Genomic DNA, 22,583 nt, shown 5'->3' with positions numbered 1-22,583 from the left:
GGGGGGGGGAGTTTGAAATGAGGAAGGCCGGCGTCGCGGCCGCCTTCTCTGAAATTCGGGCGCAGGAATGGAAAAAGGCCGGCACGAAGCCGACCTTTTCAAAACAGATGGTGCGCAGGAGGGGACTCGGTCGCACGGGCGCGATCGCGGCTGCGCTCGCAAGCGCAGCCTTTCGAGTCCTCACGCAAAGCGCGGAGGCGCTTTGCTTCCTGGGCTGAAAATGAAAAAGGCCGGCACGAAGCCGACCTTTTCAAAACAGATGGCGCCCAGCAGGGGACTCGGTCACACGAGGCGACCCCGGCTGCGCCTGCAAGCGCGGCCTTTCGAGTCCTCACGCAAAGCGCGCAGGCGCTTTGCTTCCCGGGCGCAGAAATGAGAAAGGCCGGCATATAGCCGGCCTTTCAAAAAACAGATGGTGCCCAGGAGAGGACTCGAACCTCCACGGTGTTGCCACCGCTAGGACCTGAACCTAGTGCGTCTACCAATTCCGCCACCTGGGCACGTTTCGCTTGTTGCTGCATCGCGAAAGACCGCAATTATAGAGCAGCCGCGAAGGCTGTCAACAGCTTTTTCGTTCCGGATTAAAAAAATATCGCGTGCACGCCGAACAACCCGACCTGCACTCAACCTGTCGACGCAAGTTCCTCCACCGAGGCCGCCCGTTCGGCGAGCGTCACGTAGTCGCCCGACGCCGTGCGCTCGACCCGCGCATCCACGCGATAGGCGCGCCGCAGGTTGGCGGGCGTCAGCACGTCGGCAGCGCCGCCGTCGGCCAGCACGCCGTCGCGGCCGAGCAGCACGAGGCGGTCGCAGAAGCGCGTGGCGAGATTCAGGTCGTGCAGCGCGACGAGCGCAATCGCGCCGCGCCGCGCGACCGCGTCGCGCATCGCCTCCAGCGCGAGCAACTGCCAGCGCAGGTCGAGCGCGCTCGTCGGCTCGTCCAGCAGCAGCAGCGGCGTTTCGCGCACCAGCACCTGTGCGAGCCCGACCATCTGGCGCTGCCCGCCCGACAGCCGGTCGAGCGACGTGGTGGCGAGCGGATGCAGGTTCAACTGGCCGAACACCCGTTCGAGGCGAGCGTCCTGCGCGTCGGCGGACAGGCCGCCGCAGGTCGCGCGCAGCGCGCCGCGCACGGCTTCGTAGACGAGCAGCGAGGTTGGCTGCGGCAGCGTCTGCGGCAGATATCCGACCCGCCGCATATGCTCGCGGCGCGCGCCGCGCAGCAGGTCGTGCCCGTCGAGCGTGAGCGCGCCGCGCGCGGCGACGAGCCGGGCGAGCGCGCGCAGCAGCGTCGACTTGCCGACGCCGTTCGGGCCGAGCAGCGCCACCGCGCTGCCGGGCGGGATCGCCTGCAGCGACAACTTCGCGAGGATCGTGCGCGCGCCATAAGCGACGTCGAGGCCATCGATGCGGAGTGCCCGTGGCGGTTTATCCATCGTGCCTCCTGCGGCGGCTGATCAGCGTCATGAAGAGCGGCACGCCGACGAGCGCGGTGATGATGCCGATCGGCAGCACGACGCCCGTGACGAGCGTCTTGCTGAGCACCGACGCAGCGGACAGCATGATCGCGCCGGCGAGCGCCGCGCCGGGCAGGTAGTGGCGATGGTCGTCGCCGACGAGCAGCCGCGCGACGTGCGGCCCGACGAGGCCGACGAAGCCGATCGTGCCGACGAACGACAGCGCGGTGGCCGACAGCAGGCTGATGCGGATCAGCGTGACGAGCCGCAGCCGCTCGACCGCGATGCCCATGCTGCGCGCCTGTTCCTCGCCGGCGCGCAGCGCCGTCATCGACGCGACGCCCGGCGCGGACCACACCGCGCTGAACCCGAGCACGCATGCGAGGATCGCGATCTTGCTCCAGGTCGCCCGCGCGAGGCTGCCCATGCTCCAGAACACGATCTGCTGCAGCGCGTTCGCGTCGGCGACGAATTGCAGCAGCCACAACAGCGCCTCGAAGCTGAACATCAGGCCGATGCCGAACAGCACGACGGTTTCGGTCGTCGCGCCGTGCCGCCACGCGAGCCAGACGATCAGCAGCGTCGCGCCGATCGCGCAGCCGAACGCGCCGAGCGACAGCGCGAGGTTCTCGTTCCACAGCACGAGATGCCAGCCGGAGATCACGACGAGCGACGCGCCGACGCTCGCGGCCGCGGCGATGCCGAGCGTGAACGGGCTCGCGAGCGGGTTGTTCAGCACCGTCTGCATCTCCGCGCCGGCGAGCCCGAGCGACGCGCCGACGAGGATGGCCATCAGCGCATACGGCAGGCGCACGTTCCACAGGATCACGCGCTGTTCGAGCGGCAGTGCGTCCGGGCGCAGCAGCCCGGTGACGATATCCGCGACCGGGAACGACGATGGGCCGGTCGCGATGTCGACGACCAGCAGCGCGACGAGCACGCCGGCCAGCATCGCGAGCGCGCCGACGCGCCGCGCGGCGATCGCGCGGTAGCGGACCTTCAGCGACGCGGGCGGAACCGGAGCCGTCGTGCTCATGCGGCACCTCCGCGAGGATCCGGCGCGCACGCGATGCGCGCGGCGAGCGCCGCGCTCGGCACCACGACGCCGCCGTGGTCCTCGCCGTCGATCAGCCGGAACGTCGCGTCGAGGCCCGCACGGCCGCCCACGCGCTGCACGAAGTCACGGGCCGAGCTGACCTGCTTGCGCGCCTGTTGCCGGCGCATGCGTTCGGCGTCCGGATGCGGCGCGCCTTCCTCGAGGCTGCCGGCGGTCACGACGAGGCGCAGCGCCGGGTCGAGCGGCGCCGCCGTTGCGGCGAAGCGGTCGGCATACGGCAGCAGCGCGCGTTCGCCCCACCAGATCGACGGGCTTGCCGCGACGTAGCGGCGGAACAGGTGCGGGCGCGTCAGCAGCGCATACAGCGTCAGCAGCCCGCCGTACGAGTGGCCGAACAGCGTCTGCCTGCCCGCATCGATCGGCCACTGGCGCGCGAGCCACGGCTGCACGTCGTGCTCGACGAAATCGAGAAAGCGGTCCGCCGCGAGGCCTTGTCCGTTCGGCAGCGGCGCGAGCGTGTAGTCGTCGGCGCGCGCCTGCATGTCGTACGGCGCATCGGTCGGGTAGCCGATGCCGAGCACGACCGGCGCGGGCGCGTGCCCGGCGTCGGGCCGTGCCGCGCGGTTGCGCGCGAGCGGCGCGGCGAGCGGGAACAGCGCGTTGCCGTCGAGCACGACCAGCACCGGATGCGGCGCGGTGGCCGAGCGTTCGGCCGGCAGCGCGACGAACAGGCGGCGGGCCCGGCCCGCGACGGTCACGTCGAACTGGTGGCTGCCGGGAATCCGCACGGGCGGCGCGTCGGCGGGCGAGGGCCACGCGGCGGTGTCGGGCGTATCGGACGCGGCGCCGGCCGGCGCGACGCGGGTTGCAAGCGCGCCCGCGAGTCCGGCGAAGAGCAGGCCGCGACGCATGGTGGAGTGAGGCTCCGGCATGTCACGACCCTTCCTGGATCCAGTATTCGCCGTTCAGCGCGACCGGCTGGAAGCGGCGCACCATCGTGTCGAACGTGCGGCGCGGGTCGAGATCCGCGAACAGGTCCGGATGCAGCCATTTGGCCAGCGCCTGCACCGCGACGACGTTGAACGGCGAGTTGTAGAAGTGATGCCAGATCGCGTACGCGCGGCGCTCGCGCACCGCGCGCAGCGGGGCGATCGTCGGGCGCTGCAGCGCGCGGTCGAGCGACTGCACGGCGGCGTTGCGCGTCACGCCGGCGCCGAGCGCGATGCGCCGCGGCGCGCTCTGCAGCGTGAGGGCCGAGCCGATCGCGGTGCCGATGTAGACGTCGGGCTGGCGGCTCAGCAGGTATTCGGGGTTCAGCGTGCCGTGCTCGCCCGGCACGCGGCCTTTCGCGATGTTCTCGCCGCCGGCGGCGTCGAGCAGGCGGCCGAGCATGCCCGTCATCGTTTCGCAGCAGTCGTCGGACAGGCCGACGCGGCTTTCGAGAAAGACGGTCGGCGCGGCCGGCCGCGCGGCTTTCAGGCGGGTGCGCACGAGGTCGAACTGCTGCTGCCACAGCGCATTGAAGTCGGCCGCGCGCTGCGGCGCGCCGAACACCTGGCCGAGCAGCGCGACGCTGCGCGTCGTATTGGCGAGCGGGTCGTGGCGGAAATCGACGAACACGATCGCGACGCCCGCCGCCTCCAGCCGCGCGAGCGTCTCGCGATCGCGCTCGCCGGGCCCGTGGCCGCCGCCGAGCCCGAAGATCGCGACCTGCGGCCGCAGCGCGAGCGCACGCTCGTCGCTGAAGCTGCCGGCCTGCGAGCGGCCGATGCGCGGCACGTCCTTCAACCGCGGAAAGCGTTCGAGCCACTGCGCGTAGCTCGCGGGATCGAGCTGCTCGAAGTCGCCCATCATGCCGACGAGCCGGCGCGTCGGGTCGTCGCCGTCGACGATCGCGAGCGCCGGCAGCAGGCGTCCTTCGCCGAGCAGCACGCGCTCCACGCGCGCGGGAATCCTGACCTGCCGGCCGGCGAGGTCGGTGACGGTCCTGGTGTCCGCATGCGCGGCATGCATCACGAGCCATCCGCACAGCCATGCGCCGAGCGTGGCCCACATTCCGCTTGTCTTTCTCACATGACTCCCGATACGATATAAATGAGAACAATTCTCATTTAATTGTAACCGAGAGGCCGGGCCGGAACGGACGCTGTCCGTTTGTCCGAGCGACGAAATAGTTTGCGCGAGCACCGGGACAGGGCCGCGCGCGGGGGATATCCGAGATGACAGCGTGGGCGCCAGGCGCTTTCCATTCCGATTGCCATCGACACGACGCGCACGTCGCGCGGGTCCGCGAAGTGCGGCCGGGGCTGCGCGTGCATGCGGACGACGCGACCGACGAGTTCGACGCGGTGATGTCCGGCCAGTGCACGCCGGGCCTGCACCTCGTGCTGCTGCTGGAGGGCGCGCTCGACGTGTCCTACGGCGACCGGCGCGTGCTGCTGACCACCGACGGGCGCCGCGCGTGCCGCGACGGCGCCGCCCATCCCGGCGCGGGCCGGCCGAACGTGCGGATGCAGTCGTTCCTGCTCAACGCGCTGCAGCCCGACACGTTCCGCCGCCGCCTGAGCAAGGGCGGCTATGCGCGGCGGCTCAGCCTCGCGATGTCCGGCGAATGGCTCGCGCACCTGCAGGCCGCGAGCCGCGCGGCGTTGCCCGAGCGGCTCGATTCGATGCTGTCCGCGCATCTCGCGATCCATTTCTGGCAGCCGACGCCGCGCGCGGCCGCGCTCGCCGAGCAGATCGTGCGGCCGCCGGCGTACCAGCCGATGCTGCAGGCGATCTACCTCGAAAGCCGCGTGCTCGAACTGCTCGCCGAGGCGTTCGCGCCGCTCGAGGCGGAGGAGGCCGGCGCGTCGGACACGGCGCTCGGCTCGCGCGACTATCGCCGGATGGCCGAGCTGCGCGCGTTCCTCGCGAGCGACGCCGCGCAGGACCTGTCGCTCGACGACATCGCGCGCCACGTCGGCATGAGCGCGAACGCGATGCAGCGCCAGTTCCGCGCCGCGTACGGCACGACGGTGTTCGACTTTATTCGCGAGCATCACCTGCAGCGCGCGCGGCTCGCGCTCGAGCGCGACGCGGTGAGCGTCAAGCAGGCCGCCGCGCTCGCCGGCTACACGAGCGCCGCGAATTTCGCGACCGCGTACAAGCGCCGGTTCGGCGTGACGCCGACGCTCGCGCGGCGCTGCGCGAGCCGCTGACGGATCGCAGCGGCGCTCAAACGAGTTCGAGGCTTACGCAAAGATTTCGGCGTATTACAGGTTCCATAATGCAAATGAGAATCAATCACATTGTGGAGCAGCGAAAGCGTCATCATGTCGAGTCACGTTGCGAAGTTTGCGTTGAAGCCGGCCGTCGTCGCCGGCCTGTATCTGATGGGGGCGTCCTGCGCGTGGGCGCAGACGCCTGACAAGCCGGGCGATGCCGCTACGTCGGCCGCGTCCGGCGAGCCGGCGGCCATGAAGGAAATCGTCGTGACGGCGAGCCGCCGCGAGCAGGCGATCAAGGAAGCGCCCGCCAGCATCTCGGTGATCACCCGCGACGAGATCGCGGCGAAGCCGTACACGTCGGTCGCCGAGATCGTCGGCAAGGTCGAGGGCGTGAGCGTCGTCGGCGGATCGCCGAACGACCAGGACATCTCGATTCGCGGGATGCCGGGCGAATACACGCTGCTCCTCGTCGACGGCCGCCGGCAGAACACCCGCGAAACGATGAACCGCGGCACCGCGGGCGTGCAGTCGAACCTGATGCCGCCGCTGTCTGCGATCGAGCGGATCGAGGTCGTGCGCGGGCCGATGTCGTCGCTGTACGGCGCCGATGCGATGGGCGGCGTGGTCAACGTGATCACGCGCAAGGTGCCGAAGCGCTGGGGCGGCACGATCACCGCGAGCAGCGTGTGGCAGCTCGAGTCGAACCAGGGCGACACACAGAGCGTCGATTTCTGGCTCGGCGGGCCGCTGAAGTCCGACGTGCTCGGGCTGCAGGCGTCCGGGCGCCTGCTGCATCGGGGCGAGGACACCATCTACTACCCGGCGAGCGGGGCGAGCGGCGCGAACGGGCAGCGCATCGGCAGCTTCGACGTGAAGCTCGCCGCGAAGCCGACCCGCGACCAGGACATCAGCGTGAACGTCGGGCGCGAACAGCTCACCTATCTCAGCACGCCGGGCAAGAGCGAGGCGCCGCTCACGCCGCGCACCGCGACTTCCGCGATCACCGAGACGCGTCACGTGCGCGACTACTGGGGCATCACGCACGACGGCCGCTGGGGCTTCGCCAACACGACGCTGTCGCTGTACGGCGAGCGCGGCGTGCAGGACCAGTGGACGCCGGCGGGGCGCTCGCCGGTCAAGCCCGTGCTGACCGACACGATCCTCGAAGGCAAGGCCGAGGTGCCGTGGTGGGGCGAGCGCAACATCCTGACGATCGGCGGCCAGCACATCTGGTCGCGGCTGTCGGGCGTCGGCAGCCAGGATGCCGTGCCGAAGGGGCACGCGATCAATTCGGATCGCATCTCGCGCAACGCGTGGGCGCTGTTCGGCGAGAACGAGTACTTCTTCAACGATCGCTTCACGCTGACCACCGGCCTGCGGCTCGACCACGACGACCGCTACGGCAGCCACGTCAGCCCGCGCGTCTACGGCGTGTACCGGCTCACCCAGGCGTGGACGGTGCGCGGCGGCGTGTCGACCGGCTTCCGGCCGCCGTCGCTGCGCCAGAGCACGGGCGGCTATTGCATGACGTCGGGCGGCGCGGCGGGGGCGGTGCCCGGCACGCTGTGCGGCAACCCGGACCTGAAGCCCGAAACGAGCGTGACCGAGGAACTCGGCGTGCGCTACGACATGGGCGATACGTACGCGGGCCTGACGCTGTTCAACAACCTGTTCAGGAACAAGGTGACGAGCTACGACACGGGCGTCGCCGATCCGCGCTCGCCGGGCCGCAACATCTACAAGTACGACAACATCGACCGGGTCAAGCTGTACGGGCTCGAGCTCGGTGCGGGCACGCGGGTGTCGCGCACGGTGAGGGTGTCGGGCGCGTACACGCTGACGCAGTCGCGCCGCGAAGGCAACGGCGAGAAGGCATTCAACGGCAGCTCGCTCGACGGCCAGCCGCTCGACAAGACGCCGAAGCACAAATTCAACGTGCAGGTCGACTGGGCGCCGACGCCGAAGCTCGACCTGTATGCGACGGCCAACTACATCGGCAACGAATACTGGGCGGCGTTCCGCAACGGCGCGCAGGGCGTGCGCGAGCGGCCGTCGACGACGACCTTCGACCTCGGCGGCCGTTACCGGATCGACAAGCGCTTCTCCGTCAATTTCGCGGTGCTGAACCTGACCAACCGGATGGTGCCGGTGGACGACCGCACCCGCGCGAACGGCGTGAGCGGCAACTGGCTGGTCGATCAGGGCCGCCGCGTCGCGGTGAGCGTCACCGCCGAGATGTGACGGCCTGGCCGGCGCCGCGCGCCGGCTCATTCAATCTGGAAAGTGGAGGTCAAGCTCATGAACATGGTGTCCCGTCCTTCGACACTATTAGCACCCCGAAACGTCTGGGAACTCTATCGCCCCGACACGCCGCTGTTCCTCGCGACGCCGGACCATGCGCTGCTCGCGGCCGATGCGGCGCAGGCCGTCCCGCACGGCGATGCGCCGCTCGCGGCACGCGTCGCACAGGCGCTGCGCGATGCCCGCGCGAGCGGCTACGCGGATGCGGCGGTGGTCGGCGCGGTGCCGTTCGACGTCGATGCGCCGGCCGCGTTGCGCGTTGCACGCACGCTGCTGCGCGCCGGGCCGCTCGGCTCACCGCACGCGCCCGATCCGGCGTCGACGCGCTACGCGACGCGCGCGGTGCCGTCGGCGGACCGCTATGCGGACGCGGTCGCGCAGGCTGTCGCGCGCATCCGCGCCGGCGAACTCGACAAGGTGGTGCTGGCGCGCACGCTCGAGATCACCGTCGACCGGCCGGTCGACGTCGCGCCGCTCGTCGCGCGCCTCGCGGCCCGCAATCCGCACGGCTACACGTTCTCCGTCGATCTCGGCGCCGGGCGCACGCTGCTCGGCGCGAGCCCGGAACTGCTCGTGAACCGCTTCGGCGGCATCGTCCGCGCGAATCCGCTCGCGGGCTCGGCGCCGCGCAGCCCCGACCCGGTCGAGGATCGCCGCCGCGCGGACGCGCTGCTCGCGTCCGTGAAGGATCTCGACGAGCATCGGGTCGTCGTCGAGGCGGTGCGCGACAGCCTCGCGCCGCTGTGCCGGCGCCTGGACGTGCCGGCGCGCCCGTCGCTGATCCACACCGAGACGATGTGGCATCTGTCGACCGAAGTGCGCGGCGAAACCGATGCGGACGCGCTGACGCTCGCGCTCGCGCTGCATCCGACGCCCGCCGTCTGCGGCGCGCCGCGCGCAGCCGCCCGCGCGTGCATTCGCGACGCGGAGCCGTTCGACCGCGGCTTCTACGCGGGGATGCTCGGCTGGGTCGATACGCGCGGCGACGGCGAATGGGTCGTGACGATCCGCTGCGCGGAAGCGCGCGACCGCACGCTGCGGCTTTATGCGGGCGCGGGCGTGGTCGGCGAATCGACGCCCGACGGCGAACGCGCGGAAACTGCCGCGAAGTTCCGCACGATGCTCGACGCGCTCGGCGTGAGCCGCGACGTCGCGGCGGACGCGCTGACGGAGCGCGCGTGATGCGCGCGCACGGCACACCCTGGCCGGACGCGTTCGCCGACGCGTACCGCCGCAACGGGTATTGGCGCGGGCAGTCGTTCGCGCACTGGCTCGACGAGCGCGTCGAACGGCATGGCGAGCGCATCGCGCTCGTGCAGGACGACATCCGCTGGTCGTATCGCACGCTCGCCGACGAAGCGGCGCGCGTCGCCCGCGCATTGACCGCGCGCGGCATCGCGCCGGGCGACCGCGTGGTGGTGCAGTTGCCGAACTGCGTCGCGTTCTTCGCGGTCACGTTCGCGCTGTTCCGGCTCGGCGCGCTGCCCGTGTTTGCGCTGCCCGCGCATCGCCGGCGCGAGATCGGCTACTTCTGCCGGCACGCGCAGGCGGTCGCGTACGTCGCGGCCGAGCGGCACGACGGGTTCGATTACCGGGCGCTCGCGCGCGACGTGAAGGCCGACGCGCCGACGCTGCGCCACGTGCTGTTCACCGCGCCCGGCAATGCGAACCTTGCGCTGGCCGACGCAGCGGCCAACGTCGCATTGCCGCCCGAACCGGCCGCGAGCGAAGTCGCATTCCTGCAGTTGTCGGGCGGCAGCACCGGCACGCCGAAGCTGATCCCGCGCACGCACGACGACTACCTGTACAGCGTGCGCGAAAGCGCGCGCATCTGCGGGCTGAGCGAGCGCAGCGTCTATCTCGCCGCACTGCCGGCCGCGCACAACTACGCGCTCAGCTCGCCGGGCTCGCTCGGCGTGCTGCACGCGGGCGGCACGGTCGTGCTGTGTGACGGCGCGAGCCCGGACGCCGCGTTCCCGCTGATCGAGCGCGAGCGCGTGACGGTCGTCGCGCTCGTGCCGCCGCTGGTGCCGGTCTGGCTCGCGGCGGCGGCCCGGCGCCGGCAGGCGCTCGCGAGCCTGGAACTCGTGCAGGTCGGCGGCGCGCGCTTCGATCCGGCGCTCGCGGAACGCGCGGCGGACGGGTTCGGCGCGCAGCTCCAGCAGGTGTTCGGGATGGCCGAAGGGCTCGTCAACTACACGCGGCTCGACGATCCGCGCGAGGTCGTGACCGGCACGCAGGGGCGGCCGATCTCGCCGGACGACGAAATCCTCATCGTCGACGACGACGATCGTCCCGTCGCGCCGGGCGAGGTCGGCCATCTGCTGACGCGCGGCCCGTACACGATCCGCGGCTATTACGACGCCGACGCGCACAACGCGCGCGCGTTCACCGTGGACGGCTTCTATCGCACCGGCGATCGCGTGCGGCGCACGGCCGCCGGCCATCTGGTCGTCGAGGGGCGGGCGAAGGACCAGATCAATCGCGGCGGCGAGAAGATTCCGGCCGAGGAGATCGAGCACCTGCTGCTCGCGCACCCGGGCGTGGTCGACGCGGCGCTCGTGCCGATGCCCGATCCGTATCTCGGCGAGCGCAGCTGCGCTTACGTGATAGGCCGCGCGCCGCCGCCGGGCGCGGCGGAGCTGATGCGGTTCGTGCGCGAGCAGGGCGTCGCCGCATACAAGGTGCCGGACCGGATCGAATTCGTCGATGCATTCCCGAAGACGCCGGTCGGCAAGATCGACAAGCGCGCGTTGCGCCAGCGCATTGCGGATCAGCTGACCGAAACCGATTGACGACAGCGCGGGCGGCACGCATCGCCCGCGCATGAACATTTTCAACAGCACTCCATCATGGCCATTCCGAAGATTCCTTCCTACCCGATGCCGGCCGCGCTGCCGGCGAACCGTGTGACGTGGCAGTTCGAGCCGCACCGTGCGGCGCTGCTCGTGCACGACATGCAGGACTACTTCCTCGACTTCTACGATCGCGGCGCGGCGCCCGTGCCGGTGCTGCTGGCGAATGTCCGGCGCCTGATCGACTTCGCGCGCGCGGCCGGGATGCCGATCTTCTACACCGCGCAATCGGCCGCGCAGACGCCCGCGCAGCGCGCATTGCTGACCGACATGTGGGGGCCGGGGCTGACCGCGCAGCCGTCGCGCGAAGCGATCTGCGGCGCGCTCGCGCCGGCGCCGGGCGACACCGTGCTCGACAAGTGGCGCTACAGCGCGTTCCAGCGCTCGGACCTCGAGGTCCAGTTGCGCGCGCTGGGGCGCGACCAGCTCGTGATCTGCGGGATCTACGCGCACATCGGCTGCCTGATGACCGCGTGCGACGCGTTCATGCGCGACGTCCGGCCGTTCTTCGTCGCCGACGCGCTCGCGGATTTCTCCGAACGCGAGCACCGGATGGCGCTCGACTACGTGGCGGGCCGTTGCGGCAAGGTCGAGACGACGGATGCGCTCGTCGGCAGGGCGGAGGGTGACGCCGAGCAGCCGATGCTCGCGGAGATCGCCGCGCAGGTCGCGCGCAGCCTGCGGGTGCCGGTTGCCAGCCTGCGCGCGGGCGACAACCTGCTCGACGCCGGGCTCGATTCGGTGCGCATGATGACGCTCGTGGAAACGTGGCGGGCCGCCGGCTACGACGTCACGTTCGTCCAGCTTGCCGAGCAGCCGACGCTCGACGCGTGGGCCCGGCTGCTGCAGCGTTCGGCGCAGGTGCCGGCATGACGGCGCGCACGATGCCGGATGCGCGGCCGGCGCCGTTCGTCAGCACCGCCGAGCTCACGCTGCCGCAGGCCGACCGCGTGCTGTTCAAGCTCTGCAAGCACTACGCGATCAAGGTGCCGGTCGTATTCGACGAGCACCGCGCGACGGTCGATTTTCCGTACGGCGTGTGCCGGATGCTGCGCACCGACGACCTGCTGAGCCTGCGCTGCGAAGCCGATGCCGCGGACAAGCTCGCGCAGATCCAGTACGTGATGGACGAGCACCTCGCGCTGATGTCGCGCAACCGGCAGCTCGTCGTCGAGTGGCAGCGCGCGTGACGCGCATCGCCCGTTTCCCGATCAACGCATTCCCTTGGCACATCCATTCATGCAACTCGAAGACCGACCGATGCGCGCGACGTCCGCGCAATACGGAATCTGGGTCGCGCAGCAGGTCGACCCGGACGACCCGGGCTACCTGACTGCCGAGACGATCGCGCTCGACGGCGCGCTCGACGTCGCCGCGCTGGCCGACAGCGTCGAGGCCGTGCTCGACCATGCCGATACGCTGCACATGCGCTTCGCCTGGCAGGACGATGCGCTTTGGCAGCATCGCCGGACGCCGCGCACGCAATTGCCGCTCGTCGATTTCTCCACGCAGGCCGATCCCGAACAGGCGGCGCGCAACTGGATGGCCGAGTCGCTGTCGACCTGCTGCGACGTCACGGCCGATCCGCTGTACCGCACCGCGCTGCTGCGGCTGTCGCCGACGCGGCACTGGTGGTATCTGCAGGTGCATCACATCGCGCTCGACGGCTTCGGCTACAGCCTGCTCCAGCAGGCGGTGGCGGCCCGCTACAGCGCGCGCGTCGCGGGCGCGGCGCCGCCCGCGCTGCCGGACTGGCGCGTCGATCGCGTCGTCGGCGCGGAGGCGCATTACCGCGCAACCGGCGGCTTCGACGCCGATCGCGCGTTCTGGCGCGCGCATCTGCACGACGTGCCGGCGCCGCTCGTGCTGGCGCCGAAGCAGGAGATCGGCGCGAACGCACTGCGCGAGACGCTGACGCTCGGCGCCGATCGCGTGCAGGCGCTGCGCGCGGCCGCGGAGCGGCTCGACGTCGACTGGAACGCGTGGCTGCTGTGCGCGATCGGCATCTGGCTCGCGAAGGAGGGCGGCCAGCGCGACCTGACGCTCGGCCTGCCGGTGATGAACCGTCTCGGCACGCCGGCGCTCGGCGTGCCGTGCATGGCGATGAACATCGTGCCGCTGCGCGTGCACGTCGATCCGGATTGCTCGCCGCGTGCGCTCGCGGCCGACACCGCCGGCCGGCTGCGCGCGATCCGGCCGCACCTGTACTACCGGTACGGCTGGATTCGCGGCGACCTCGGGTTGCTGGAGCGCAACGCGTTCCTGTTCAACCAGGCGGTCAACGTGATGCCGTTCGAGCGCCAGGTCGCGTTCCGCGGGCTCGCGAGCGACACGCGCGCGATCAGCGGCGGCCCGGTGAAGGACCTGAACGTGACGGTCGCGGTGCGCGCCGGCTCGTGGCAGGTGACGCTGGAAGCCAATCCGAACGCATACGACGCGGCGACGCTGGCCGCTCATGCGCGTTCGCTCGCGGGCTGGCTCGACGCATTCGCCGCACATGCGCCGCAGGCGCCCGTCGCGCCGCTGCTCGGCGATCTGCCGCCGCCGTCGGTCCTGCGCGGCGCGCCGCTGGCCGGGCCGCATCACGATGTGCTCGCGCGTATCGCACACATCGCGCGGCACGCGCCGACGCACACGGCGATCGAGGCAGGCGAGCGGCGCGTCGACTACCGGTCGCTGCTCGACGACGTCGACGCGCTTGCGGCTGCGCTCGTGCGGCGCGGCGCGACACGCGGCAGCCGCGTGGCGATCGCCGCGCCGCGCGCGCCGGACGTGATCGCGGCGATGCTCGCGGTGCTGCGCGTCGGCGCGGTGCTCGTGCCGCTCGACCCGGACGGCCCGCCGCAGCGAACCGCGGCGATGCTCGCCGACGCGGCGCCCGTGCTCGTGATCACGCGGGGCGCGCATCGCGCGTGCGCGGGCGATTTGCCGACACTGGATCTCGACGCACATCGTGCGCCGGCGGCAGGCATGCCGCACGAGGCGCCGCCCGCCGACCAGCCCGCATACCTGCTCTACACATCGGGCTCGACCGGCACGCCGAACGGCGTGCTGGTCGGCCGCGGCGCGCTCGCGCATTTCGTTGCGAGCACGCGCGACCTTTATCGCGTCGGGCCGAACGACCGCGTGCTGCAGTTCGCGCCGCTGCATTTCGACGCGAGCCTCGAGGAGATCTTCGTCACGCTGTGCCACGGCGCGACGCTCGTGCTGCGCGACGACGCGATGCTCGACTCGGTCGACACGTTCACGGCCGAGGTCGAGCGGCGCGGCATCACCGTGCTCGATCTGCCGACCGCGTACTGGCACGTGCTCGCGCATGCGCTCGACGGCCGCCATGCGCGGCAGTTGCGCGACGTACGCCTGACCATCATCGGCGGCGAGGCGGCGCTGCCCGAGCCGATCCGGCGCTGGCGCGCCCGCTTGCCGCACCAGACGCTGCTGAACACCTACGGACCGACCGAAGCGACGATCATCGCGACGGCCGCGTGCGTCGGCGGGCCCGACGCGGCCTGGCAGGACGGCGAGCCGGTGCCGATCGGCACGCCGCGCGCGGGCGTCGACGCACGGATCGTCGATGCGCGCCTGTATCCGGTCGCGGCAGGGCGCACCGGCGAACTGGTGCTGGGCGGCGACGCGCTCGCGCTCGGCTATCCGGGTAATCCGGCGCTCACGTCCGAACGCTTCGTGACGCTGCCCGGCACCGGCCTGCGCGCCTATCGCACCGGCGATCTCGCCACGCTGCGCGACGGCCGGCTTTGTTTCGACGGCCGGATCGACCATCAGGTGAAGATCAGCGGCGTGCGCATCGATCCACGCGAGATCGAGGACGGGCTGTTGCGATTCCCGGCCGTGCGCGAGGCGGCTGTCGTCGCATTGCGCAGCGAGGCGGGCGCGGCGACGCTCGCGGCGTTCGTCGTCGGGGTCGACGACGTCGCCGCGCTGCGCGCGTGGCTTGCCGACGCGTTGCCGCCCGCCGCGATTCCCGATGCATGGCATGTGCTCGATCGCCTGCCGCGCAACGCGAACGGCAAGACCGACCGCAATGCGCTGGTGCGGCTCGCCGCAAAGCGGCGCGCCGGGCCGGACGACGCATCGCAGGCTGGCGCGCTCGAGCAGCAGGTGATGCGCATCTGGCGTGACGTGCTGGGCGAGGTCGCGCTCACGCCGGCGTCCAACTTCTTCGACGTCGGCGGGAAGTCGCTGCAGGCGATCCAGGCGAGCGCGCGGCTTGCGACCGAGCTGGGGCGCGACGTGCCCGTGTCGATGCTGTTCCGGCATGCGACCGTCGACGCGCTGGCCGCCGCTTTGCGAACGCCGCTCGCGTATGGGCCGCGCACCGGGCACGACGCGTTCGCGCCGCATCTCGCGATCCAGGCCGGGCGCGACGGCGGGCCGCGGCTGATCTGCATCCATCCGGCCGACGGCCTTGCGTGGAGCTATCTGCGGCTTGCCGCCCATCTGCCGGACGTCGCGGTGGACGGCCTCCAGCTGTCGATCGACGACACCCGCCACGCGGCCGATTTCGACGCGCTCGTCGATACCTACGTGCGACGCGTGCGCGCGCTGCAGCCGGACGGCCCGTATCACCTGCTCGGCTGGTCGCTCGGCGGCGCGCTCGCGCACGCGGTGGCCGCCGCGCTCGCGCGCGACGGGCAGGCGGTCGGCCTGCTCGCGCTGATGGACAGCTATCCGGCATCCGCATGGTCGGCGCAAGCGCAGCCGGCGCTGGCCGATGCGCTGCGCATCCTGCTCACGGTGAATGGCGATTTCGACACCGGCGAGCTGTCGGACGAGGCGTTGCGGCAGCGGCTGCTGCGCGCGAACAGCCCGTTCGCGGCGCTCAGCGCGGCGGGGCTCGACGCGTTCGCCGACGCGACGCTGCGGCAGATGCGCCTGTTCCGCGCGGCGCACACGCCGCGCTACGACGGCGCGCTGCTGCTGTTCGACGCCGCGCGCAAGCGGCCCGGCCTGCCGCAGCCCGACAGCTGGCGCGCGCATCTGGCGCCGGACGCGCTGACGTGCCGCGCGCTCGATTGCTCGCACGACGGGATGTCCGATCCCGAACCGATGGCGGCGATCGGCGCGGCCATCGGAGAACAGCTTGCCGCCGCGGTTTCCGGCGGCTCCATTTCAAGGAATTCGAATCGATGAATGCACCGGCAGGGATGACATTTCCGGGCAAGGTCGCCGTCGTGAGCGGCGCGGCCCAGGGCATTGGCGCGGCCGTCGCGCGCGCGCTCGCTGCGCGCGGGATCGAGGTCGCCGCGTTCGACGTCGACGCCGACGCGCTTTCGCGCAACGCGGCCGACAGCGCGGCGTTCGACGCGCGGATCCATCCGTTCACGGTCGACGTCGCGGACGCGGCCGCCGTGAACGACGCGGTCGCGCGCGTCGAGGCGACGGTCGGTCCGATCGGGATGCTCGCGAACGTTGCGGGCGTGCTGCGGCTTGCCGCCGCAACGTCGCTGAGCGACGCGGACTGGGCGCACTGTTTCGCGGTGAATACGCACGGGGTGTTCCATCTGTCGCGTGCGGTCGCGCAGCGGATGGTCGCGCGCCGTGCCGGCAGCGTCGTGACGGTCGGCTCGAACGCGGCGCTCGTGCCGCGCATGCAGATGGCCGCGTATGCGGCGTCGAAGGCGGCCGCGCACCAGTTCACCCGCTGTCTCGGGCTCGAACTCGCCCCGCACGGGATTCGCTGCAACATCGTCGCGCCCGGCTCGACGGATACACCAATGCAGCGTCAGCTGTGGACCGGGCCCGAGGGCCCGGCGGCGGTGATCGGCGGGTCGCTCGACACGTACCGCACCGGCATTCCGCTCGGCCGCATCGCCGCGCCGGACGACGTCGCCGAAACGGTGCTGTTCCTGCTGTCCGACGCGTCGCGACACGTCACGCTGCACAGCCTGTGCGTCGACGGCGGCGCGACGCTCGGCGCCTGACGGGCCGGCATTTTCCATTTCGGAGCATCAACGATGAAACAGATTTCCGCCTGCGTCGGGCAGGGGGCGGCCGGAGCGTTCGCCGAGCCGCCCCGCGACGAGCGATGGCGCGTCGGCATGCGGCTGCCGGCGCCGGATGCGCTGCGCCGCGACGTGCCGGCTTCCGTCGCCGCGCGCGCGACCGTGGAGGCCGGCCGGCGCGCGCTGCGCGCGATCCTCGAGCGTCGTGACGCGCGCCGCATCGTGGTCGTCGGCCCGTGTTCGATCCACGATCCGCAGGCTGCGCTCGACTACGCGCGCCGGCTCGCGCGGCTGGCGCATGCGGTGCGCGACGCATTCTGCGTGGTGATGCGCGTCTATTTCGAGAAGCCGCGGACGACGGTCGGCTGGAAAGGGCTGATCAACGATCCGGGGCTCGACGGCAGTCATCGCGTGGTGGACGGGCTGCACGCCGCGCGCCGGCTGCTGGCCGACATCAATGCGCTCGGGCTGCCGGCCGCGATCGAGGCGCTCGACGTCGTCACCCCGCACTACCTGTGCGACCTCGTGAGCTGGGCGGCGATCGGCGCACGGACGACCGAATCGCAGGTGCACCGCGAGCTGGCATCGGGGCTCGCGATGCCGGTCGGCTTCAAGAACGGCACCGACGGCCAGGTCGATATCGCCGCGCACGCGATGCTGGCCAGCATGCGGCCGCACACCTTCATCGGCATCGACGGCGCCGGCGGCCCCGCGCTGCTGCACAGCGACGGCAACCCGCATGCGCACCTGGTGCTGCGCGGCGGCCGGCACGGGCCGAACTACGACGCGGAGTCGGTCGCGGCCGCCGTCGACACGCTGCGCGCGCAGCGCCTGCCGCCGAACCTGCTGGTCGACTGCTCGCACGCGAACTGCGGCAAGCAGGCGGAGCGTCAGCTTGCGGTGCTGGACGACGTCGTCGGGCAGATGTGCGCAGGCAGCGACGCGATTCGCGGCGTGATGCTCGAGAGCTTTCTCGAGGCGGGCGCGCAGCCGCTCGGCGGCCCGCTGCGCTACGGCTGCTCGATCACGGATCCGTGCCTGGGCTGGGACGCGACCGAGGACGCGCTGCTGCGGGCGCGCAGTCGATGGCTCGCGCGCGACAGTGGCCGCGTCGGCTGACGCGCGCCTTCTTCAATCAATCACGGGATGGACATGTCGACGACTTCCGCCGAACCCCTGCAAACGCCGGCCGCTGCCGGCACACGTCATCTGCCGCTGCTGCTCGCGAATCTCGCGATGGTGGCCGGCACCTATGCATTCGTCGCGATCGCCGGCCCGCTGGCGCGCCGGATGCATCTCGAACCCCTGCATATCGGCGCCGTCATCGCGAGCGTCGGGCTCGTGTGGATCGCCGCCGCGCCGCGTTGGGGCCGCGCGGCCGACATGCGCGGCCGGCTGCCGGCGATGCGCGCGTCGATCGTCGGCTTCGTCGCCAGCTTTCTGCTGCTGGCCGCCTATGTCGGCTGGGCGCTGCTCGGCGACGTGAGCGCCATGCCGCCGGTGTGGGCGAGTTTCGCCGCGCTGCTCGCGACGCGCGCGGCGATGGGCGGCTGCTATGCGGGCTTGCCGGTCGCGGCAACCGCGTGGATCGCGGACCGGACGGCCGCCGACGGGCGCGCGGCGGCGCTGGCGCGCTTCGGCGCGGCGGGCGCGGTCGGGATGGTGATCGCGCCGCCGCTCGCGGGCTGGCTCGCGGGTTACGACATGACGCTCGCGCTCGCGGTGTTCGCGCTGCTGCCGCTCGCGGGCCTGCCGGGGTTGCGCCGCTTGCGTGACGACGGACCGCGCGTCGCGCGGCAGGCGCCGCCGCGGTTGAAGCCGACCGACCCGCGCCTGCGCCTGCCGTGGTGCAGCGCTTTTGCGCTGTACAGCGTCGTGATGATCGCGAACAGCGCGCTCGGCTTTTACGTGATCGACCGGTTGCAGGTTGGCGTGAGCGACGCGTCGGCGGTGGTCGGCTATACGCTCGGCAGCGCCGGCATCGGGCTGATCGCGATGCAATCGCTCGTCGGGCGGTTGCGCCGGGTCGCGCCGCAGCAGTGGCTGCGCTGGGGCGCGCTCGTCGGCGGTGTCGGCTTCGTGTCGACGCTGGCGGTCGGGCCCGCGCAGCCGTTGTGGATGTGCGCGAGCTACCTGGTGGCGGCGTGCGGAATGGGCGCGGCATTCCCGGCGGTCGCGGCGCTGGCGAGCATGCGGGTCGAGGCGCACGAGCAGGGGGCGTGCGCGGGTGCGATGTCGGTCGCGCAGGGGCTCAGCATGGTGATCGCGCCGCTTGCCGGCAGCGCGCTTTACGAACTGCATCCGGCCGCGCCGTTCGCGGCGATCGGGGTTGTGCTGGCCGGCGTGTTCGTCGGGACGTGGCGGCGGGGTGTGCCGCAGGCGTGATGGCATCCGTAGCAGGGAGTCCGCTTTTGCGGGCTTTTTGCCATCGGGCGCAGAAATGAAAAAAGGCCGGCTAGAAGCCGACCTTTCTTGAAACAGAGGATGCCCGGGAGAGGACTCGGTCACATGGGCGCGACCCCGGCATCGCAGCCTTTCGAACTCTCACGCAAAGCGCGCAGGCGCTTTGCTTCCCGGGCGCAGAAATGAGAAAGGCCGGCATATAGCCGGCCTTTCAAAAAACAGATGGTGCCCAGGAGAGGACTCGAACCTCCACGGTGTTGCCACCGCTAGGACCTGAACCTAGTGCGTCTACCAATTCCGCCACCTGGGCACGTTTCGCTTGTTGCTGCATCGCGAAAGAATGCGATTATAGCGTGTTCGAAGGGGCTGTCAACACAATTTCATCAAAAGGATGAAAAAAGCACGGCCCCTTGCCGAACGACTGCTCATCCTCCGACGGGATCCCCCATTTCGCGGCGATATTCCAGCGCAGCGTCTGTTCCGAATTGACGCGAGTCAACCGCCGTCCGCCGTTCGCTGAAGTGTTTTGCGCGCCGCGCCAGGTGATGGCGCATGGGACGAGTACGAAAAAATGCGATTTGTTATGGGACAAGGGGGAAATGAATCCGTCACCCCAAAAAAATCAAGATTATTCGGGCAACATGGCGGCTGCCAACCCGCGGCCGAACGCGGCGCGGTTGTATTTTTAAGGGCCCGAGCGCGCCTGAATAGCCGCGTGGCGGGATCACGTGTGCGACGAGGCCAGCGGCCGACCGCCGCGACCATTCAGGGCGCGCGCGGACGCAGTGACCTCGGGCGAATAAAACAATAACGAGGAATGCCATCCCATGCCTGACTGGCTCAATCGAGTCTGGAAAATAGCGATATCCGTGCGGCCCGCCGTATGGCCGCTTACGGCCGGCGTTGCGTTGCTGGCGGCGCTCAGTTGTACGCCGGCCGCCGAGACGCTGCTGTCGCCGCTCGACCGCCTGTACTGGAATCTGGTTGCGACCTGCGTCGATTACGGCGAGCGCGACGATGTCGTCGTCATCTCGATCGACAAGAAGACGATCGCCGAACTGGGCGGCGGCGCGAGCTATGCACGGACGTCCCATGCGCAGGTGCTCGATCGGCTCGGCGGCGCATCGAGCGTCGTGCTCGACATGACGATGTTCGGCCCGGCGCGCGGCGACGATGCACTCGTGGCCGCGATCGCGCGGCAAGGGCGCGTCGTGCTGCCCGCCCACGTTTCGCCGGAGGGCACGCGTGCCGACACTGTGCTGCTGCCCGCGCCGCAGTTGCGCGGCGTGGCGGCGGCCGTCGGCCAGCGCAGCGTCGTGCTCGGCAGCGACTATCTGGTGCAGGGCATCGTGCCGTACGTCCGGACGGACAATTCGGACGGCGAGCTGCCGCATGTCGCGCTGCAGGCGATCCACGTTGCGGGCGCGTCGCTGCCGGCCGGCGACGTGCGCCTGCACGTGCAGGATCACGTGTCCTGGCTGGGGCGTATCGAAGCGCGCTCGCTCGCGCTGTTCCTGCCGACACGCTTCAACCTCGATCGCTATTCGTACGTCGACGTGCTGAAGGGGCGCATCCCCGAGTCGGCGTGGCATGGCCGCATCGTCTTCATCGGCGACGCGATGTCCGATCTTTCCGGTGTGTACGACCTGTCGATGTCGGAGGGCGGACGGCTGCGGCGCGTCGAGGTCGACGCGCTGGTGACGCAGGCGCTGCTCGACGGCCACATCCTGTCGCGCGAGCCGGCGGCGATCCAGGTTGCCGTCAGCATCGTGGTCGCGACGGTGATGCTGCTGATCTGCATGCTGGTGCCGGGCTGGCGCATGTACGCATTCGCGATCGGGTGGCTGGCCACATTCGTCGCCGCCGAACTGGTGCTGCTCCTGCATTGGTCGTACTGGACGCCGCTCGGGCCGTTGCTCGCCGTGTGTGTATTGATTTTCGCGGTGAGCGGCTGGCGGCGCGCCGGCAGCCTGCGGGCGTTCCTGCTGAACGAATACGAGATGCTGCGCGGGCTTGCCGGCAAGCACGCGTTCGTCGGCTTGCCGCACGCGCCAGGCACCGATGCCGCGATGCCGACGAAAGATGAAGTCGAGATCGCGATGCAGCGCATTCGCGCGTGGCAGACGGCCTATGTCGACATGATCGAGACGCTGCCTTATCCGATCTTCGTCGAACAGCACGGCGAGCTGCTGATGTGCAATGCACGCGGCCGCGCGATGCTCGAGACGCTCGACGCCGACGGCGACGAGGCGGTACGGCGCGTGCTGGCGATCGCGCGCGACGAAGTGCTGACCGCGAAGGCGACCGGCAAGATTCACTCGGTCGAGCTGGCGCTGAACGGGCGCACGCAGATGATGATGGTGACGCCGTTCGGCGACGGCGACCGGCACAGTTCGACGGCGAGCATGATCTGCGTCGTCGACATCCACAACGTCAAGGCCGCGGTCGAAAGCGACCGGCTGACGCTGCGGCACATGGCGCACGACCTGCGCAACCCGCTCTCGACGGTGCTGTCGCTGCTCGAGGAGCGCAACCAGGCCGACGCCACGATCGACGAGGATTTCCTGGCCGACCTGCACAAGCTCGTCGACTACAGCCTGCGCGTCGCGCAGGATTTCACCCAGTTGTCGCGCGCCGAGCACCTCGATACGCGTGCGTACGTGCCGGTATCGGCGAACGATCTGGCCGCGGAAGCGGTCGATCAGGTCTGGCACAGCGCGAACGGGAAGCGGATCCGCGTCGAGGGCCCGCATTACGACGGCGACGACGTGTTCGTGCTCGGCAATCGCGACATGCTGTTGCGCGCGCTGGCCAACCTGCTCGACAACGCGATCAAGTACTCGGCCGAGGAGACGGCCGTCGACGTGTGGATCGACGCCGACGACCGGCAGGTGTCGGTGGCGGTGCAGGACCAGGGGATCGGCATCCCGGCCGACGCGATGCCGCGGTTGTTCGAGCCGTTCTTTCAGGTCGATGGCATGTATCGCGACGCGAGTCGCGGGGTCGGTCTCGGGCTGCCGTTCGTGAAGGCGGTGATCGAGCGCCACGGCGGATCGGTCGACGTGACGTCGACGCCGGGGCAGGGCAGCCGCTTCACCGTGCGTTTGCCGAAAACCATTGCGGAAACGCTTGACGACGCGTGACCGGCGAAGGGCCGGAGCGCCGGCGTGGGCGTGGGCGTGGGATGCATTGACGTCCGGCCGGGATCGAAACATCGCCGGCGGCGGAAACGAAAACGCCCTCGCGCGAGGCGAGGGCGATACCGGCATCGGCCGTTGTGCGTCGGGAGACGCGGGTTTCACATCGGCCGGGGCGCCGCGACGGCGCCGCCGGCCGGA

At 70.7% G+C, this 22,583-nt stretch carries 17 protein-coding genes and 2 tRNA genes; 12 read left to right on the top strand and 7 right to left on the bottom strand.

The genetic code is table 11. The features are described 5' to 3' along the window. Nucleotides 1-17: 17 nt before the first annotated feature. Entirely contained in the window at nt 18-218 is a 201-nt protein-coding gene (locus tag ABFO07_RS11410; RefSeq protein WP_060147751.1) for a hypothetical protein, read from the top strand. A gap of 195 nt (nt 219-413) precedes the next feature. Here ABFO07_RS11410 and ABFO07_RS11405 read toward each other — a convergent pair. The 5 genes from ABFO07_RS11405 to ABFO07_RS11385 form a co-directional block, all read right to left on the bottom strand. Then, nucleotides 414-500, bottom strand: a tRNA-Leu gene (locus tag ABFO07_RS11405). A gap of 123 nt (nt 501-623) precedes the next feature. Then, the gene (locus ABFO07_RS11400; protein WP_060147753.1) at nt 624-1,436 is read right to left on the bottom strand and encodes an ABC transporter ATP-binding protein; all 813 of its coding nucleotides are present in this window, start codon (nt 1,434-1,436) and stop codon (nt 624-626) included. Further along, nucleotides 1,429-2,493 (bottom strand): FecCD family ABC transporter permease, encoded by a 1,065-nt coding sequence (locus ABFO07_RS11395; protein WP_059906177.1) that lies wholly within the window; start codon nt 2,491-2,493, stop codon nt 1,429-1,431. The genes ABFO07_RS11400 and ABFO07_RS11395 overlap by 8 nt, the downstream gene beginning before the upstream one ends. Next, nucleotides 2,490-3,425 (bottom strand): alpha/beta hydrolase, encoded by a 936-nt coding sequence (locus ABFO07_RS11390; RefSeq protein WP_347467238.1) that lies wholly within the window; start codon nt 3,423-3,425, stop codon nt 2,490-2,492. The genes ABFO07_RS11395 and ABFO07_RS11390 overlap by 4 nt, the downstream gene beginning before the upstream one ends. Nucleotides 3,426-3,447: 22 nt before the next feature. Further along, nucleotides 3,448-4,569, bottom strand: coding sequence for an ABC transporter substrate-binding protein (locus tag ABFO07_RS11385; protein ID WP_059923944.1), 1,122 nt, complete (start codon nt 4,567-4,569; stop codon nt 3,448-3,450). Nucleotides 4,570-4,733: 164 nt separating this feature from the next. Between ABFO07_RS11385 and ABFO07_RS11380 the strand changes: the two genes are divergently transcribed. The 10 genes from ABFO07_RS11380 (at nt 4,734) to ABFO07_RS11335 (ending at nt 19,227) form a co-directional block, all read left to right on the top strand. Then, nucleotides 4,734-5,714, top strand: a complete 981-nt coding sequence (locus tag ABFO07_RS11380) for a helix-turn-helix transcriptional regulator (RefSeq protein ID WP_060350952.1) — start codon at nt 4,734-4,736, stop codon at nt 5,712-5,714. A gap of 114 nt (nt 5,715-5,828) precedes the next feature. Continuing rightward, nucleotides 5,829-7,964 carry a TonB-dependent receptor domain-containing protein gene (locus ABFO07_RS11375; RefSeq protein WP_060351016.1) on the top strand — a complete coding sequence of 712 codons (2,136 nt, stop codon included), beginning with the start codon at nt 5,829-5,831 and terminating at the stop codon, nt 7,962-7,964. Between the two features lie 57 nt (nt 7,965-8,021). Then, entirely contained in the window at nt 8,022-9,206 is a 1,185-nt protein-coding gene (locus ABFO07_RS11370) for an isochorismate synthase (protein ID WP_347467235.1), read from the top strand. Next, the gene (locus tag ABFO07_RS11365; RefSeq protein ID WP_060364291.1) at nt 9,206-10,819 is read left to right on the top strand and encodes a (2,3-dihydroxybenzoyl)adenylate synthase; all 1,614 of its coding nucleotides are present in this window, start codon (nt 9,206-9,208) and stop codon (nt 10,817-10,819) included. Before ABFO07_RS11370 ends, ABFO07_RS11365 begins: the two co-directional genes overlap by 1 nt. Before the next feature lie 57 nt (nt 10,820-10,876). After that, nucleotides 10,877-11,752 (top strand): isochorismatase family protein, encoded by an 876-nt coding sequence (locus ABFO07_RS11360; RefSeq protein WP_167361370.1) that lies wholly within the window; start codon nt 10,877-10,879, stop codon nt 11,750-11,752. Further along, nucleotides 11,749-12,069 carry a DUF2218 domain-containing protein gene (locus ABFO07_RS11355; RefSeq protein WP_059886109.1) on the top strand — a complete coding sequence of 107 codons (321 nt, stop codon included), beginning with the start codon at nt 11,749-11,751 and terminating at the stop codon, nt 12,067-12,069. Before ABFO07_RS11360 ends, ABFO07_RS11355 begins: the two co-directional genes overlap by 4 nt. A gap of 49 nt (nt 12,070-12,118) precedes the next feature. After that, nucleotides 12,119-16,030, top strand: coding sequence for an amino acid adenylation domain-containing protein (locus tag ABFO07_RS11350; protein ID WP_347467232.1), 3,912 nt, complete (start codon nt 12,119-12,121; stop codon nt 16,028-16,030). Between the two features lie 14 nt (nt 16,031-16,044). Further along, nucleotides 16,045-16,821 (top strand): 2,3-dihydro-2,3-dihydroxybenzoate dehydrogenase, encoded by a 777-nt coding sequence (locus ABFO07_RS11345; RefSeq protein WP_059962670.1) that lies wholly within the window; start codon nt 16,045-16,047, stop codon nt 16,819-16,821. 33 nt (nt 16,822-16,854) lie between these two features. Then, complete coding sequence (locus ABFO07_RS11340; RefSeq protein WP_347467229.1) at nt 16,855-17,961, top strand: 3-deoxy-7-phosphoheptulonate synthase; 1,107 nt, start codon at nt 16,855-16,857, stop codon at nt 17,959-17,961. Nucleotides 17,962-17,994: 33 nt separating this feature from the next. After that, entirely contained in the window at nt 17,995-19,227 is a 1,233-nt protein-coding gene (locus ABFO07_RS11335; protein WP_347467227.1) for an MFS transporter, read from the top strand. A gap of 241 nt (nt 19,228-19,468) precedes the next feature. Here the strand turns inward: ABFO07_RS11335 and ABFO07_RS11330 are convergent. Both ABFO07_RS11330 and ABFO07_RS11325 read right to left on the bottom strand, forming a co-directional pair. Further along, a tRNA-Leu gene (locus ABFO07_RS11330) sits at nt 19,469-19,555 on the bottom strand. Nucleotides 19,556-19,591: 36 nt separating this feature from the next. Next, nucleotides 19,592-19,837: a hypothetical protein gene (locus tag ABFO07_RS11325; protein ID WP_347467225.1), complete on the bottom strand. Its 246-nt coding sequence runs from the start codon at nt 19,835-19,837 to the stop codon at nt 19,592-19,594. A gap of 235 nt (nt 19,838-20,072) precedes the next feature. On the opposite strand from ABFO07_RS11325, the gene ABFO07_RS11320 reads away from it, so the two are divergent. Further along, nucleotides 20,073-22,388, top strand: coding sequence for an ATP-binding protein (locus ABFO07_RS11320; RefSeq protein ID WP_347467223.1), 2,316 nt, complete (start codon nt 20,073-20,075; stop codon nt 22,386-22,388). The last annotated feature ends 195 nt before the right edge of the window (nt 22,389-22,583 follow it).

The organism is Burkholderia stagnalis (assembly GCF_039848545.1).
Taxonomy (GTDB): Bacteria; Pseudomonadota; Gammaproteobacteria; order Burkholderiales; family Burkholderiaceae; genus Burkholderia; species Burkholderia stagnalis.
The sequence above is the reverse complement of the archived record's forward strand: the minus strand, read 5'-3'. Positions and strand labels throughout refer to the sequence as shown.